This window comes from Kitasatospora sp. NPDC048662, assembly GCF_055587065.1.
In genome coordinates this window covers 1,042,756-1,058,106 of sequence record NZ_JBVJHA010000001.1, presented here as the reverse complement: position 1 = coordinate 1,058,106, position 15,351 = coordinate 1,042,756, and the positions used below count along the sequence as shown (strand labels likewise).

The following is a 15,351-nucleotide window of genomic DNA, read 5'->3' as shown; positions in this document are numbered from 1 at the left end:
AGAGCGGAGCATATAAAGGGATCATTTCGAAAGTCACGGCCCGGGTCTCCACTCCGAGCTCTCGAACGACGTGTTCACACCAGGGGTTCCCGTTCTCCCGTGTGAGACATGTGACTTCAGCACCCCGACAGCCCTTGTGCGGGCGCTCGCAGACGCAGTGTTTCCGCACGCCAGAGCAGTTGTAGGATGACCGGGCAAGGAGTTGTAGGATGACCGACATCCAACAGTGAGCGAGAGAGGAGCCCGGCGCGTGGAGGGACTGCAGGCGGCCGGGCGGCGTTCGCTGGTGGACGAGGCGATCGAGCAGCTGCGCGAGCAGCTGGCGGGCGGGGCGTGGCCGGTGGGATCGCGGATCCCGACCGAGCACGAGCTCGCCGAGCGGCTGCGGGTGGGGCGCAACACCGTGCGGGAGGCGATCCGGGTGCTGGTGCACGCGGGGATGCTGGTCTCCCGGCAGGGCGAGGGGACGTTCGTCCGCTCGACCAGCGACCCGGCGTCGGTGCTGCGCGGAGTGCAGCGCTCGGGGGTGCGGGACGTGCTGGAGGTGCGGGCCGCACTGGAGACCGAGGCGGCCCGGCTGGCCGCCGAGCGGCACACCCCGGACGACCTGGCCCGGATGCGGGCGGCGCTGGCCCGGGAGGCCGAAGTGATGGCCGCGCACCCGGAGCGGGCCGGCCGGGAGGCCACCGTCGAGCACGACCTGGAGTTCCACACGGCGGTGGTGGAGGCGGCGCACAATCCGGCGCTGACCGAGGTGTACCGGTACTTCGGGGCCTCGGTGCGGGAGTCGATGCGCACGGCGTTCGGCGACCACGAGATGCCGGAGGTGGCGATCGCCACCCACGCGGCGCTGGTCGACGCGATCGAGAGCGGTGATCCGGAGCAGGCCGAGGCGGCCTGCCGGGCGCTGCTGGCGGAGCCGACGGCGGCCGTGGAGCAGCTGCTCGCCGAGATCGCCGCGCGCAAGTAGCGTCCCGCCGCCCGCCCGGGAGCGCACCCGGCGCCCCGCTCTCCTTCTTTCTTCCACCCGCACAGAGAGTCAGCCCTGCCATGTCGGTCACCCGTGCCGTGCAGCCCGTCCTCGATCCGAAGGTCGGTACCCGAACCTCCAAGTTCGCGCATCCCGCCCTGCTGTTGACGGGGATCGTGCTGGTGGCCCTGAACATGCGGGCCTGCCTGGCGGCGGTCTCGCCGATGGTGGCGGAGATCCAGCGCACCTTCGGTCTGTCGGCGGCGGCGAGCGGCCTGATCACCACGGTGCCGGTGCTGTTCCAGGGCGTGGGCGCGCCGCTGACGCCGCGGCTGACCCGCCGGTTCGGCGCCGAGCGGGTGGTGCTGGGCGCGGTGCTGACGCTGGGCGCGGGCGTGCTGCTGCGGGTGCTGCCCTCGGTGTGGACGCTGTACGCGGGCTGCGTGGTGATCGGCGTGGCGATCGCGGTGCTGAACGTGTCGATGCCGGGCCTGGTGAAGCGGGAGTTCCCGGAGCGGGCGGCCATGATGACCGGCGTCTACTCGACCACCATGCTGGTCGGCGCGACCGTGGCGGCCGCGCTGTCGGTGCCGCTGGAGCACGCGCTCGGCGGTGGCTGGCAGGCCTCGCTGGGCGCCTGGTCGGTGCTGGCGCTGGTCGCCGGGGTGGCCTGGCTGCCGCAGGTGCTGAAGGCCCGTCAGGAGCCCACCGTGCCGCTGCGGGTGGCCCCGGCGACGGCGTCGCGGCGCAGCACCGTCAGCCCGTGGAAGTCCGCGCTGGCGTGGCAGATCAGCGCGTTCATGGGCATCTCCTCGCTGCTGGTGTACACCCTGGTGGCGTGGATGCCGACGATCCTGGCCGACCACGGGATGGAGCGCGGCGAGGCCGGTCTGGTGTTCGCGTTCAGCAACCTGGTGCAGGTGGTCAGCGCGTTCCTGGTGCCGCTGGCGGCGGGCCGGATGACCAGGCAGCGCGGGCTGGCGCTGGCGATGGTCGGGCTGAACGCGGCCGGCATCACCTGGCTGCTGCTGGCGCCGGTGTCGGGGGCCTGGTTCTCGGCGGCGGTGCTGGGTCTGGCGCAGGGCGGCTCGCTGGGTCTGGGCCTGGCGTTCATCGTGCTGCGCACCGACAGCGTGCTGGGTGCGGCGCGGCTCGGCGGGATGAGCCAGGCGGTGGGGTACCTGGTGGCGGCGGCGGGCCCGGTCGGCGGCGGCGCGCTGCACCAGCTGACCGGCGGCTGGGACGCGACGCTGATCGTGATGCTGGTGCTGGCCGCGGTGGCGGCGGCGGCGGGCTGGGGCGCGGGCCGCGACCGGACGATCTGACGGCTGACGGCGGGCGCGGGCGAATCGGACAACGAAACGGCGGGGACGGCACGCAGCCGTCCCCGCCGTTTCGCGTTCCTCGGGGCCTACTCCTCGGCGTTGAGGGTGAGGCCGGCCAGCTTGACCGAGGCCAGCGCGGTGGCGCCGACGGCGGCGATGATCAGCAGCCACACCGCGGTGGTCAGGGCGACCGGGGCGGTGACGGTGCCGTCGGCGGCGATCGCCTTGGTCAGCGACAGGCCCCACTGCTGGACGGACAGGGTGCGGGCGCCCTCGACGTAGTTGCCGATCAGGCTCTCCCAGATCAGCGCGTAGGCGAGGCCGGCGATCACGGCGTGCCGGGTGACCACACCGAGCAGCAGGAACAGCGCGCTGTAGGCGGTGCCGGACACCAGCGTGCCGACGGCGTAGCCGAGTGCGACGTTGTCGGCGCCGCCGTAGAGGAGCAGCCCGGCCAGGTAGGTCGGGACGGTGGCGAGCAGCCAGGTGCTGCCGATCGCGACGGCCAGTTTGGTGGTGACGATCTTCCAGCGCGGCAGCGGCTTGGCGAGCAGGTAGACGATCGAGCCGTCCTCGATCTCGGTGGCGATGACGCCGGTGCCGGTGATCAGTCCGGTGATCGGGACCAGGGTGCCGAGGGCGAGGTTGCCCAGGATGCTGTGCGCGAGTTCCAGCTTGTCGAGGTGGCTGTTGCGGGCGATCACCGCGATGACCAGCAGCAGGACCGGGACGGCCAGCAGGATCAGGATGCGCCGGCGGCCGAACAGTCCGCGCGCGGTGAGCCTGGCGACGGTGGTGTTCATCGGGGGCCCTTCAGGACGAGACCAGGTACGAGAAGACGCTTTCCAGCGACTCGTCGGCCGGGGAGACGGTGTACAGCCGGATGCCGGCCTCGCGGGCGACCTTGGGCAGCAGGGTGGTGAAGCGCTGGAAGTCGATCGCCTGGATGCGCAGGGCCCCTGCGGCGGAGCCGCCGTCGGGCAGGGCCGCGGTGTCGAGTTCGATGCCGGCGGTGGAGGCGTCCGCGATCAGCGCGGCGGCCAGGCGGCGGTCGTCGCTGGAGTGCACCAGGTAGCGGTGCGGGCGGTCGGTCATCAGGCGGCGGATCTCGTGGAAGTCGCCGGAGGCGGCGTGCCGTCCGGCCACCACCACCTCGATGTGGCGGGCGAGTTGCTCGACCTCTTCGAGGATGTGCGAGGAGAACAGTACGGTGCGCCCGTCGGCGCCGAAGCGGCGCAGCAGTTCCATCAGTTGGAGGCGCTGGCGCGGGTCCATGCCGTTGAAGGGCTCGTCGAGCAGCAGCACCGCCGGGTCGTGGACCAGGGCGGAGGCCATCTTGACGCGCTGCTTCATGCCCTTGGAGTAGGTGCCGGTCTGCCGGTCCTGGGCGTATTCCATCTCGACCAGCGCGATGGCCCGCTTGGCGGCGGCGCCGGGGTCGGCGAGGCCGTGCAGTTCGGCGTTGGCGAGGACGAACTCCCAGCCCGTCAGGTAGTCGTACATCGACTCCTTTTCGGGGACCAGGCCGATCTGCCGGTAGACCTGTTGGTTGCGCCAGATCGGGGCGCCGTCCAGGGTGACCGCGCCGGAGGAGGGGGCGAGGAAGCCGCTCATCATGTGGATGAGGGTGGACTTTCCGGCGCCGTTGGGGCCCAGGAGGCCGGTGATGCCGGGTCCGATGTTCATGGTGACGTCGTTGACGGCGACCACGTTGCCGAACCAGCGGGAGACCTTGTCGATGGTGATGACGGCCATGGCTGCCTCTCAGACGTTCCGGTAGCGGCGCAGCGTCAGCGCGTAGCTGCCGGCCGTGAGGAGGACGATGACGGCGGTGAACACCAGCACGCCGAGGGAGCCGGGGGCGACCAGCTTGTCGGGGCCGTCGCCGCCGAGGTCGAAGATCTTGTTGACCAGGCCCTGGACGGTGCCGCTGGGCGAGATCAGTTCGGCCCAGTACGCGGACTCCTTCGGGACGGGGTCGTAGCCGCCGGTCAGGCCGCGGATGATCGCCGAGATCGCGCTGGTGATCATCAGGGTGCCCATGATGGCGGCGACGCCGAAGCCGCGGCGCGGGGTGAGGGCGGCGATCAGCAGGCCGAGCGCGGCGTACAGCATCGCGTACAGGACGGCGGCGACCAGGCCGTACAGCAGGTGGACCAGGTTGTCGCCGAACGGGAACTTGGCGAGCATCGAACCGACGAACAGCACCAGCAGGGGCAGCGTCAGGATGATCAGCAGGGCGCTGAACATGGCGGCGAACTTGGCGGCCACGTAGTCGCCGCGGCTGGCCGGGCGGGAGAAGTACAGCGGCACGACGTGGTGGCGCAGGTCGCGGGACATCAGCACGGGTGCCTGCGCGGCGAGGAAGATCTGCGTCAGCACCCCGAAGTTGGCGAGGTACGGGGCGTAGTCCATCGGCATCTGCTTCAGGCCGGCGAAGGTGGCGATGGCGAGCATCGCGAGCGCCGGGGCGACCAGGCCGCCGAGCAGCAGGAACGGCAGCACCTTGGACTTGCCGGAGCGGCCGAGGCCGAACGCGGCGCGCAGGCTCTGCACGTACAGCGAGCGGGTGGCGTAGCCGCGTCCCAACCGGGGTCCGGTGTAGGGGCGGTAGCCGATGTCGTGGATGACGCCGCTGTGGGTGTTGGCGGGGGTGGTCATGCCTGCTCGCCTCCTGCCGGCACGGCCGCGGCCTGCTCGTCATGCGTCTCGGTCCGGCTGGGCTGCTCGTCGCCGTCGGAGTGGGTGCTGAAGATCTCGGCGACCCGGTGGCGGCGCTGTTCCAGCCGGATCAGGCCGAGGCCGAGGTCGTCCACGGTGTCGCGGACGGTGTCGTAGGTCTCGTCGCCGGTGAGTTCCACCAGCAGGATGCGGCCGCTGTCGGCGCGCACGGTCAGTCCGGCGGTGGTCAGGCGTTCGCGCAGCACCGCTTCGGCGTCGAAGGTGCGGTCGGTGGGGTGGTCGGTGACCTCGACCGCGAGCAGCTGGGTGGCCTCGGTGAACGAGGCGGTGGAGGAGGACCGCAGCAGTTTGCCGCCGTCGATCACCACCAGGTGGTCGCAGGTGCGTTCCAGCTCGCCCAGCAGGTGGGTGGTGACCAGCACCGAGATGCCGAAGTCGGTGTGGATGCGGCGGATCAGGCCGAGCATCTCGTCCCGGCCGACCGGGTCGAGGCCGTTGGTGGGCTCGTCCAGCAGCACCAACTGCGGGTCGTGGACGAGTGCTTGGGCGAGTTTGACGCGCTGCTTCATGCCGGTCGAGTAGCCGCCCATCGGGCGGTAGCGCTCCTCGTACAGGCCGACGTGGCGCAGCGTGTCGGCGGTGCGCTCGCGGGCGGCGGCGGCCGGCAGGCCGGACATCCGGGCCATGTGGACGACGAACTCGGTGGCGGACACGTCCGGCGGCAGGCAGTCGTGTTCGGGCATGTAGCCGACCCGTTCGCGGATCTCCGCGCCCTGGGTGGCGATGTCCAGGCCGAGCACCTGGCCGGTGCCTTCGGTGGCGGGGGACAGCCCGAGCAGGATCTTGATGAGGGTGGACTTGCCCGCGCCGTTCGCTCCGACCAGTCCGACCACGCCGGGCTGCACCTCCACGGTGAGCCGGTCGAGTGCGGTGACCCGGGGGAACCTCTTGGTGAGGCCGTCCGTCTTGATGACTGTGGACACGGTCATCAACGTAATGCCGGTCACCCCGGCGCGGAATGCGCTGACAAGCTGAGCTTTCGTCCGCCCACGGGATGACACTGCGGGCCCGCCCCCTAGGGGTTCCGGGGGCGGGCCGCGGGCCGATGCGTCGTTGACTGTGCGTCAACTCATCTGCGTTGTGGGGTTGTTCAGACCAGCAGGCTGCTCTGCAGCAGCAGGATCTGGCGGAATGCCTGGTCCGGGACGCCGTTCGGATTGGTCATCTGGACCAGCGTGACCACGTCGCCGTTCTGCAGCCAGCCGAGCCGGCCGGTGGGCACGTTGCCGGCCTTCGCGTCCGAGAGCCGGACGTTCACCTGACCGAGCGCCACCTTGTAGGTCCCGGTGACGTCCAGGGACGTGGAGTTGATGTCCGTGGTCGCGTTCGTCTGGTTGACGGACGAGAAGAAGTTGCCCGCCTCGTCCGCCGAGCCGAACCGGATCAGCCGCAGCTCGGTGCGGGTGCCGTCCTTGGTGGTCCAGCCCTGTGCGGCCGCGCCCCGGCAGGCGTCGCTGACCAGGAGGTGCGTGTACTGGTCGTCCTTGGCCAGCATCATGTCCCGGTCGCACGGCATCCAGCGGCCCGCCACCGGCGGCAGGCTCGCGGGCGCACTCGCGGAGGCACTGCCCGAGGCGGAGGCGCCCGCGGACGCGCTTGCGCTCGCACTCGCGCTCGGGGAGGCCGAGGCGCTCGGGGCGGCGGACGGGCCGGTGCCGACGGCGCCCTTGGGCAGCGGCAGCAGCAGCGCCCGCAGGTCCGCGGCGTGCGTCTTGATCTTGTAGTCGGACGGGGCCGAGGCGCCCACCGGAAGCGGAGGCATCGTCAGTTCCGGGAACACGTACCGGCCGTCGTTCGGTGTGGCCAGACCCGGCAGGTCGGTGCGCTCCGGCAGGGTCACCGCGACGGCGGTGGCCGCCCCGGTCACCACCGTCAGCAGCAGCGCTCCGCCGACCTGCCAGAGCCGCTTGCGGTCGCGCTTCGGCGGCTCGGGAGACTCGCCGTGGCCGGCCGGGACGAAGGCGTCCAAGGGGCCGGGCGCCGCGGCGTCGTTCCCCTCGCCGGCGGCCTCGGCGACCGGCACGATCGGCTCGGACGGTTCGGCCGGGCCGGGGTTCGGGGTGATGTCGGTGCTCATGCGGTGGCTCCCGGGATGGCCAGTCGGTCGAGTTGCTGACGGAACAGGTCGACGACCTTGTTCTGGTCGAGGGGCGCGACCCCGGTGACGTCCATCTGCACCAGCAGGTCGCCCACGCCGGCGTAGCACTGCAGGTAGTCGAGCTGGTCACCGGCCTTCAGCGTCGGCAGCGCACAGTGCGCCTCCGAGTGGCCCGCGACGCCCGGGCCCAGCCGGTACAGCTCGTTGTCGGTGTACCACTTGCCGTACGAGTTGTTCTCCGCGGCCACCGCCTGCTGGTTGAACTGGCTCAGCACCAGCATCACCGAGGTCCGGTTGTCCATGGTGACCAGGCTGCGCGCGCCGATGCCCTGGATGTGCAGCGAGGACAGCGCGTTCTCGGCGTCCTTGCGGTACTTCTCCGGAACGTCGGCGAGGGTCTCCTTCAGGGCCTTGTCCAGGTCCGCGTCGCGCAGCTCGTTGTCGTTGCCGATCGACTTGTAGTCCGGGCCCAGCCGGTAGCTGGACGGCACCGGCAGCAGCAGGTCGCGCAGGCTGCCGAAGTGGTTGCCGTTGGACTTCGCGCCCCACGGCTGGGTCTGGCTCTCCGAAGGAGCGGGAGCCGCCGCCGCAGGGGCCGGGCTGTCCTTGTAGTGGACCTTGATGATCGCCTCGCCGATGCCGACGCCGACCAGCGCCGCCGCGACGACCGCGGCGGCCGCCTTGAGCGCGAGACGTCGCGGCTTGGCGGCCGGGGCGGCCGCGGGATCGGCGAACTCGCCTGCGGCAGCGGCCGGTTCGGCGCCCGCGGTCTCGGCGACTGCGGAGTCGGCGACCGTGGAGCTGGCGACCGTGGTCTCGGCGACTGCGGGGTCGGCGACCGTGGAGCTGGCGACCGTGGTCTCGACGACTGCGGAGTCGGTGGACGGGACGGCGGTGGGCGGCTGCGCGGGGGCAGCGGCCGGCTCGGGGGATTCGATGTCGGTCACGCGAGACGCTCCCACTGTCGCTTGGCGATGTCCTCCAGCTGGCTGCGGTCCACCGGGTTCTTGGCGAAGACGTCGATGCTCATCAGCACGGTGCCCCTCCGGGCCAGGGCCGAGGCCCAGTAGTACTCCTCGCTGCTGCGGGCGTACTTGGAGGGCGTCTTGGAGACCATGATCAGGCTGTCCTCGTTGCCCGGGACCTGCGACAGGTCCACGCCGGAAGTGCGCGGGGTCAGGGCGGTCATCACCTTGACCACGTCCTCCGGCCGGTACTGCCGCAGGTTCACCCGGTACTTGACGTCGCCGGCGATCCAGCTGACGTTCGCCTGCCGACGGAATCCACCGGACAGCAGGTCGGTGAACTGGGAGGCGCTGTTGCCGTAGGTCTCCGCCACGTCCGCGACGGACATCCAGCCGTCGCCGTCGCCCAGTTCGTCGTCCTTGGTGCCGTCCGGACGCTTGATCAGCAGGTCGCGCAGGTCGCCGTCGATGTTCAGCGGCTGCGGGCCGGCCGCGGCCAGCGCCTTGGCGTCGATCCGCTCGGCCGGGTAGCTGAGCTTCACCGCGGCGAGCTCCGGCAGCGGCGTCGCCGGGCGGGATGCCTGGATGCCGTAGCCGATGACCCCGCCGATCACGGGCCCGGCCACCACGGCGGTCAGGAACATCGCGCCGACGCCGAACTTCCGCTTCTTGCGGGCGGGTTCCTCACCTTCCGCGAGCACCTCGACGTGCTCGAAGCCCTCGGCGGTCGGTGCGTCGGACGGGGTGCCGGTGGGTGCGTCGCCGGGCGCGGGCGGGGTGGCCGTCGGGGGTTCGGACGGCACGGCGGCGGCCGCCCCGGGCTCCGCGGCGCCCGTGGACTCGGTGCTCAACTGGTACTCCTGAAAAGAGAGTTCGGGACGGCCGTCAGCCGTTGGTGAGGCGGTCGCGCTCGCGCTTCATGGCGTCGAAGAGCAGCGCCTTGTCGGGGTCGCCCTGCACCTCGACGGTGATCTCGTAGACCACGTCGCCGACCACGCCGATACCGATCAGCGCACCGGTGTACGCCTGCTCCTTGGGCTTGAAGATGTAGCCCTTGGCGTTGGACACCCCGTCGATGTCGAAGGAGTTGTCGCCGTAGCCCGAGTGGTCGGCGAAGCCCTGCGCACGGTCGGCGCGGCCGAAGCGCTTGAGTTCCGAGCGCACCTCGGTCTTGCCGTCCCGGAGGCGGTAGGTGCGGCCGGCGGCGTCCTTGAAGCCCCAGGAGTCCAGCACCTCCTTGATGTCGACGCTGTCCTTGTACTGCGCCTGGAGGTCGTCCGTGCTCAGCATCGCGCCGTCCGGCGAACCGTACGGGTCGGCGTTGTCCGGCACCGGCAGCAGAAAGTAGCGCAGGTCGCCACTGTGCTTGCCGCCGGAGACGCTGCCCTGCAACGTGCTGGACGGGCGCGGCGCGGCGCTCGGCGTGGAGCTCGGGGTGGGCGAGGGGCTGGGCGAGGCGCTCGCACTGGCCGAGGCGCTGGCGGTGGCGGCCGGGGCGGCGGCCACCCGCTTCGCCGGGTCGGGCTTGCCGACCGCGACGGTGACGGCCGCGCTGGTCGCGGTCACCGCGAGCAGGCCCGCCACGGCCAGCGCCACGCCGGCCGCCCGGGGCAGGCCGCGGCGGCCTGCGGCGGGCTGCCCCGTGGGCTCGGCGAACTCGGCGGGCTGCTCAGGGTCGGCGGGCTGCTCGGGGTCGGCCGGGGCCTGGGCCGGGGCGACGGGGTTGGGCTCGGTGACCGCCGGCCGGTCGGCGGGCTCGGCGGCCGACTCCTGACCAGGGGTCGGTTCGGAAACGGACAAGGGTCTCCCCCCAGAGTGCGCATGGACGACCGCACGGCACCCACGAGCCATCCCCCCGGCCGGCTCGAACACCGGTGCCACCATGCGGTGCACGAATTATGGGAGCCCTGTGCAGTCGTCAACAACACGGTTGCGAGGTCGATTTGGCGCAATCCCGAGCCAATCGGACAGGCCGTGACCGAAACGCAACCCTGCCCGGATCAGCTCGCGCCCAAGTCATCCTTCGTGGACGGAGCAGGGGGTCCCGACGGGGCATCGGCGGACGGTTCGGCCCGGTCCTCCGGCGCGGTCGGCGCGGGCGGTGCGGGCGGCTCCGCCGGGGCCGCCGGAGCGGACGGGCTCGGCTGGCCGGCCGTCTGCGCGGGCTGGGCCGGCTGGGCCGACTGCGTGGGCGGTGCGGGCGGTGCGGCCTGCGCGGGCGGTGCGGGCTGCGTGGGCGGTGCGGCGGGGTCGGCCAGTCGGATGCCGGCGGCCTCGGCCAGCGCGATGTCGAGACGCTCCTTGCGGATCCGGCGGTCGATGTACATCACCCCGTTGGCGAGCGGCGTGAGCGGCGCCGTCATCGCGGTGAACAGCAGCACGACCAGCGCGCCGATCACCACCAGCGCGGTCAGCGCACCGTTGCTGGGCGCCACAGCCTCCTGCTGCGAGTCGACGCCACTGCCCGCGGCGGCCGGCATGAAGGCCCCGAGAACGAGTCCGAGCGGAGCGGTCACGATGTTGGCCGCGATCCGGCCGGCGAACGCCACCAGGACGCTCAGCAGCAGGCTGCGCCACCAGTTGCCCGCGTTGAGCCGCCAGGCCCGGCGGATCGCGCCGATCGGCGTGGTCTCCTCCAGCACCAGCGCCGGCACCTGCAGCGTCAACCGGATGGAGACGAACACGGCGCCGATCGTGACCGCCGGGAGCAGCACGAGCAGGGCCAGCATCGGCAGCGGGTTGTCGGTCAGCACCCCGAGGCCGATCGGGCCGCCCACCGCCACCAGCTCCAGCAGGGTCATCGGCAGGAACACCGCGCCCAGGGACAGCACGGTCGGCCACAGCTTGGGCAGTGCCTCCGCCCAGGCCTGACGGGCCGTCATCGGACGGCCGAGCGTCGCCGCCCGCAGCACCACGGTGGCCAGCGGGGCGACCACGACGGACAGGGCGAGCAGCACCAGTCCGAGCGTCAGGAGCAGCAGCAGCATCGGACTCATCAGGTCCCACAGCTGCTGCCGGGTCGCCGCCTCCCCGTCGTCGGGCATCCGGTCGAGCGCGTCGCGCAGGTCGCCCACGAAGAACAGCGAGACCGCCGTCACCGGCACCGCGCCGACGCCGGCTATCGCGAGCAGCGGCAGGTAGAGCGCCTTGAAGTAACGGCGGATGGTGTCGAACACCGCGCCGAACATCTCGCCGAACGACAGCGGGCGCAGCGGGATGACGCCCGGCTTCGGTGCGAGCGGCACGGCCCCCCAGGGGCCCTGCCCCCACCCGCCGCCGGGCGCGCCGGGCCGCCCGTACCCCGGCCAGTGGCCCTGCCCGGGAGGCTGTCCCTGGCCCCACTGCCCGCCGGGCTGCTGCCCAGGACCTCTGTTGTCCGCGCTCATCCGTACCCCCTTCAGAGGCCACCGCCCCGGACCTGCGCCGGGCTGCGACCGAGCCTAGGACTCCCGTCCGACCACGCCCTCGGCGGCCCCTGACCGGGCGGGGCGGGCCCTCACCTGCCGTCCGTTCAGTTCAACTGCCGCAGACCGTCGGTGGCGATCCGCTCGAAGACGTCGAGATCGTTCGCGAAGATCGAGTCCGGGACCGGCCAGTGCACCACCAGTTCGGTGATTCCCAGTTCCCGGTACGTTCCCGCCCAGTCGACGAAGGCGTCCACGGACTGCAGCGGCTGCTCGGCGGTCGATCCCTGAAGCAGCACCTTCTCCAACTCGCCGACGTCCCGGCCCCGTTGCTCGCACGCAGCGGTCAGCTTCGCGATCTGCCCGGCGATCACCGCGGGCGCCTGTTCCACCGGCACATCGGCGGGCGCCTTCGGGTCGCCGTACGTCACCCAGCCCTGCCCGTACTCCGCCGCCAGCCGCAGGCCGCGCGGCCCCGTCGCCGCCACGTAGAACGGCACCCGGGGCGTCTGCACACAGCCGGGAATGTTCCGGGCCTCCACCGCCGAGTAGTACGCGCCCTCCCGCGTGGTCGCGTCCTGCCGCAGCAACTCGTCCAGCAGCGGCACGAATTCACCGAGTCGCTCGGCCCGCTCCTTCGGCGACCACGCCTCCTGCCCGAGCGCCGTCGCATCGAACCCCGTCCCACCGGCCCCGATCCCGAGCGTCACCCGCCCATCGGACACGTCGTCCAGCGTGATCAGTTCCTTCGCCAACGTCACCGGATGCCGAAAGTTCGGCGACGTCACCAACGTCCCGAGCCGAATCCGCTCCGTCGCACACGCCGCCGCCGTCAACGTCGGCACCGACCCGAACCAGGGCTCCTCCCGAAAGCTCCGCCAGCTCAAGTGGTCGTACGTGTAGGCCGCGTGGAAGCCGAGTTCCTCGGCCCGCTGCCAGATCTTCTGTCCTTCGGCCCACCGGTGGATGGGGAGGATCACGGTGCTCAAGCGCATGGCCCCGACCCTACGTCGCCCGGGCCGGTGGGCGAGGGTTCGACCGAAGCTCGGTGCGGTGAGGCAGCGCGGGTGAGGTGCTCGTGTGCCGACGCAGATCGCTGTGCCACACAGATTCCCCGAGCAGCCGTACTCGTGACCGGCGAGCACTTCCGTGGGCTCGCCGCCGACACCGGCGGACGGAAGCACAGCTGACCGCAACGTCCCTCCCCGGTCACCCCGTCCGGGTGAAACGTCGGCAGGCCTGATACCTGCACGGGACGATGGAGTAGCGTCGAGTCGTCGCCCGAAGTCAAGGAGGTGTCGCATGTCGTACGAGCCCAAGCTGGCTGCCGCGTTGTCCGGTGCGACTCTGCGGCAGCTGTCCCACTGGCGGCGGGCCACCGGCGAGCGCGGAGCTGTCCTGGTGCCGGAGATCTCGGCATCTCGTCCGGTCCTCTACTCCTTTCGCGATGTGGTTGCTCTCCGCGCCTGTGTCCGTCTCCGCGAGGAGGCGTCTCTCCAGAAGATCAGACGGGCACTGAGCACGTTGCGCGAGGGCCTCGACGAACGGCAGCATCTCTCGGCCTACCGACTGGTCGCGGGCGGGGACACGATCTACCTGGCAGACCCGGACCACGCGGTGGACCTCGTACGGGGCAAGGGCAATGTCGTGATCCACGACATGGTGGACGTGCTCGCGCCGTTCTACCGGGGGGGGCGGCGAATCCCGGATCTCCTCGAACCCCGGCCTCACGTGTCCATCGACCCTGCCGTGCGCGGCGGCGAGCCGGTCGTCGAGGGGACACGTATCCCGGCGACAGAGGTTGCCGCGCTCCTACGGGACGGCGTACCACCGGAGCAGATCGGCGACTACTACCCCGGCGTCACAGCAGAGGCAGCGCGTGACGCAGCGGACTTCGCCGACTACGTCGACAGTTACGAGGGAGTGGAGATCCGGCAGGCAGCGTCTTGAAGCTTCTACTGGACGAGAACGTGCCGCTCCCCATGGCACGGATCGTGCGGTTGCTCCTGAAGCAGCACGTCGTCGAGCATGTGGCTGACCTCAGTGGTTGGGCGGGGACCAGAGACATCGACCTCTACGCACGCGCGGCAGCGGATGGCTTTCAGGTCGTTGTCACGAATGACACGAAGCAACTGAGCCGCCCACTCGAGGTCGTCGCCATCGCCGAGTCGGGCCTGCATCGCATCGAGTTTCGCCAGAACCACAAGCACGGTGGACTGGTGGGTCTCGGTGCTGCCATCGCCACAGTGTGTGCCGGCCTGCCCCGTGCCTTGGCTGAACTGGACCAGGCAGACGGCCAGCGCCTGATCTCGCTGAATGCGGTCGACCCGTCCCAGCAGAGCCGCTTGCGGATCGTGGATCCTGCCAGCGTGCCACCGAAATTCTGGCCGGCCGACTCACAGAACCACTGACATCAGGGCGAGAACCGGCTGTCTGTCGACGGCCGCAGGGGCATCGACAGACAGCCGGCGGCGCTCAGCCGTTGCGTCCTTCGGTAACCACGAACTCCGCGCATCCGCAGACGGCTGACGTGGCCTTCCAATGGCTGCTGCGCGGGCCGGCGGCGTGCGCGTCCCAGGTCGGCCTCGGCCCGGGGCCCCCGGCGTCCGGGCCAGGGATCGTTCACCCGCGTTCTCCGGGAGGCCATGGCGGTGATGCCGGGTGTTGGCCGTCCGCTGGGACGCTCTCGGGCACATCCAGCCATGCTCGCAGGGAGTGTCATGCGATTCCGAGTCCCTTCCGCGGTACCGCTGTTGGCGGTCGGTGCGGCCCTGGTCAGTGTCGCCGCGACGGCGCCGGGCGCGGTGGCCGCGCCCGGTGCGCCGGGGCAGCGTCCGTCGTTCTGCGGGCACGACAACCGACACACGCCGTTCGCCGGCTACTTGTGCGCGAGGCCCGGGGAGCTGTTGGACGTGCGGATCGGGGACGTGCACCCGACCCAGCCGTCGCTCGGCTACGACGAGGTGTACTACAAGCTCGGCCGGTACACGCTCGGCAAGGACGCGATCAACAAGAAGTTCAGCGACTGGTGCGAGGCGGACGGCCGGATCGAGGCGGCCGCCGTGCAGTCGAACGCGCGGCTGGACGACCCGTCCTCGTTCACCTGCGCGCTGCCGGTCGGCAGGGAGACCGCGGACAGCGAGGCCGCGATGAAGACGGTGGTGATCGGCCCGGGCGGCGAGCCGTTCCTGACGGACGGTCATCACACGCTGACCTCGTTCTACGAGACCCCGGACGGCGGCGCGAACCTGCACGTGCGTCTGAAGGTGCTGGCGAACCTGAGCACGCTGACCCAGAAGGACTTCTGGGCGCAGATGCAGGCCAACAAGTGGGTGTACCTGAGCGACCCGCAGGGCAACCCGGTGAAGATCAACAAGCTGCCCACCTCGGTCGGGCTGGCCAACTTCCAGGACGACAGGTACCGCAGCCTGCTCTACTTCGGCCGCGACATCGGCTACACCCAGAACTCGGTGCCGTTCCAGGAGTTCTACTGGGGCAGCTGGATCCGGGACACCGCGCCGGTCGACCTGTCCGGCTGGAACCGCTCGGACCTGACCAGCTACCTGGCCGCCGTGAAGAGCACCACCCGGACAATGGCCGCACTGACGAAGAACACCGTGATCGGCAGTGGCTTCACCGCCGCCGACCTGGGCGCGCTGAGCCAGTGGAACGCCGGAAAGGCCGCCGACAAGGGCGAGTTCGACAAGCTGGGCAAGCCGTACTCGGACGCCAAGCCGGGAAAGCTGGCGTACGCGCTGGAGTACAAGAAGGTCAACGGCCTGGGCTGAGCAACGAAAGGAGGGGGCCGGCGGGTGTCCCGCCGGCCCCCTCCCTCGTGCCCGGAGAC

15 protein-coding genes are annotated in these 15,351 nt (G+C 71.2%); 5 read left to right on the top strand and 10 right to left on the bottom strand.

The features are described from left to right. Positions 1-250: 250 nt before the first annotated feature. Together ACZ6R9_RS05075 and ACZ6R9_RS05070 are read left to right on the top strand one after the other, a co-directional pair. Positions 251-970: a FadR/GntR family transcriptional regulator gene (locus ACZ6R9_RS05075; RefSeq protein WP_465536599.1), complete on the top strand. Its 720-nt coding sequence runs from the start codon at positions 251-253 to the stop codon at positions 968-970. A gap of 80 nt (positions 971-1,050) precedes the next feature. Further along, positions 1,051-2,295, top strand: a complete 1,245-nt coding sequence (locus ACZ6R9_RS05070; protein WP_465536597.1) for a CynX/NimT family MFS transporter — start codon at positions 1,051-1,053, stop codon at positions 2,293-2,295. Positions 2,296-2,381: 86 nt separating this feature from the next. On the opposite strand, the gene ACZ6R9_RS05065 is transcribed toward ACZ6R9_RS05070, so the two are convergent. The 10 genes from ACZ6R9_RS05065 to ACZ6R9_RS05020 form a co-directional block, all read right to left on the bottom strand. Beyond that, entirely contained in the window at positions 2,382-3,098 is a 717-nt protein-coding gene (locus ACZ6R9_RS05065; RefSeq protein WP_465536595.1) for an ABC transporter permease, read from the bottom strand. Between the two features lie 10 nt (positions 3,099-3,108). Continuing rightward, complete coding sequence (locus ACZ6R9_RS05060; RefSeq protein WP_380480080.1) at positions 3,109-4,050, bottom strand: ABC transporter ATP-binding protein; 942 nt, start codon at positions 4,048-4,050, stop codon at positions 3,109-3,111. 9 nt (positions 4,051-4,059) lie between these two features. Next, positions 4,060-4,956, bottom strand: coding sequence for an ABC transporter permease (locus ACZ6R9_RS05055; RefSeq protein WP_465536593.1), 897 nt, complete (start codon positions 4,954-4,956; stop codon positions 4,060-4,062). Continuing rightward, the gene (locus ACZ6R9_RS05050; RefSeq protein ID WP_380480083.1) at positions 4,953-5,966 is read right to left on the bottom strand and encodes an ABC transporter ATP-binding protein; all 1,014 of its coding nucleotides are present in this window, start codon (positions 5,964-5,966) and stop codon (positions 4,953-4,955) included. The genes ACZ6R9_RS05055 and ACZ6R9_RS05050 overlap by 4 nt, the downstream gene beginning before the upstream one ends. Positions 5,967-6,127: 161 nt before the next feature. Beyond that, positions 6,128-7,114, bottom strand: a complete 987-nt coding sequence (locus ACZ6R9_RS05045) for a hypothetical protein (protein WP_465536591.1) — start codon at positions 7,112-7,114, stop codon at positions 6,128-6,130. After that, positions 7,111-8,082 carry a hypothetical protein gene (locus ACZ6R9_RS05040; RefSeq protein WP_465536589.1) on the bottom strand — a complete coding sequence of 324 codons (972 nt, stop codon included), beginning with the start codon at positions 8,080-8,082 and terminating at the stop codon, positions 7,111-7,113. The genes ACZ6R9_RS05045 and ACZ6R9_RS05040 overlap by 4 nt, the downstream gene beginning before the upstream one ends. Then, positions 8,079-8,951: a beta/alpha barrel domain-containing protein gene (locus ACZ6R9_RS05035; RefSeq protein ID WP_380480088.1), complete on the bottom strand. Its 873-nt coding sequence runs from the start codon at positions 8,949-8,951 to the stop codon at positions 8,079-8,081. The genes ACZ6R9_RS05040 and ACZ6R9_RS05035 overlap by 4 nt, the downstream gene beginning before the upstream one ends. A gap of 34 nt (positions 8,952-8,985) precedes the next feature. Next, positions 8,986-9,900, bottom strand: a complete 915-nt coding sequence (locus tag ACZ6R9_RS05030) for a hypothetical protein (RefSeq protein WP_465536587.1) — start codon at positions 9,898-9,900, stop codon at positions 8,986-8,988. 200 nt (positions 9,901-10,100) lie between these two features. Next, positions 10,101-11,486 (bottom strand): hypothetical protein, encoded by a 1,386-nt coding sequence (locus ACZ6R9_RS05025; protein ID WP_465536585.1) that lies wholly within the window; start codon positions 11,484-11,486, stop codon positions 10,101-10,103. 125 nt (positions 11,487-11,611) lie between these two features. Continuing rightward, on the bottom strand, positions 11,612-12,499 hold the full coding sequence (locus tag ACZ6R9_RS05020) for an LLM class flavin-dependent oxidoreductase (protein WP_380480094.1): 888 nt from the start codon (positions 12,497-12,499) through the stop codon (positions 11,612-11,614). Positions 12,500-12,806: 307 nt separating this feature from the next. Between ACZ6R9_RS05020 and ACZ6R9_RS05015 the strand changes: the two genes are divergently transcribed. The 3 genes from ACZ6R9_RS05015 (at position 12,807) to ACZ6R9_RS05005 (ending at position 15,292) form a co-directional block, all read left to right on the top strand. After that, a complete protein-coding gene (locus tag ACZ6R9_RS05015) occupies positions 12,807-13,454 on the top strand; it encodes a DUF433 domain-containing protein (RefSeq protein ID WP_465536583.1) in 648 nt (215 codons plus the stop codon). After that, positions 13,451-13,915, top strand: a complete 465-nt coding sequence (locus tag ACZ6R9_RS05010) for a PIN-like domain-containing protein (RefSeq protein WP_465536581.1) — start codon at positions 13,451-13,453, stop codon at positions 13,913-13,915. The genes ACZ6R9_RS05015 and ACZ6R9_RS05010 overlap by 4 nt, the downstream gene beginning before the upstream one ends. 309 nt (positions 13,916-14,224) lie before the next feature. Next, positions 14,225-15,292, top strand: a complete 1,068-nt coding sequence (locus ACZ6R9_RS05005; protein WP_465536579.1) for a ParB-like protein — start codon at positions 14,225-14,227, stop codon at positions 15,290-15,292. Positions 15,293-15,351 lie beyond the last annotated feature (59 nt).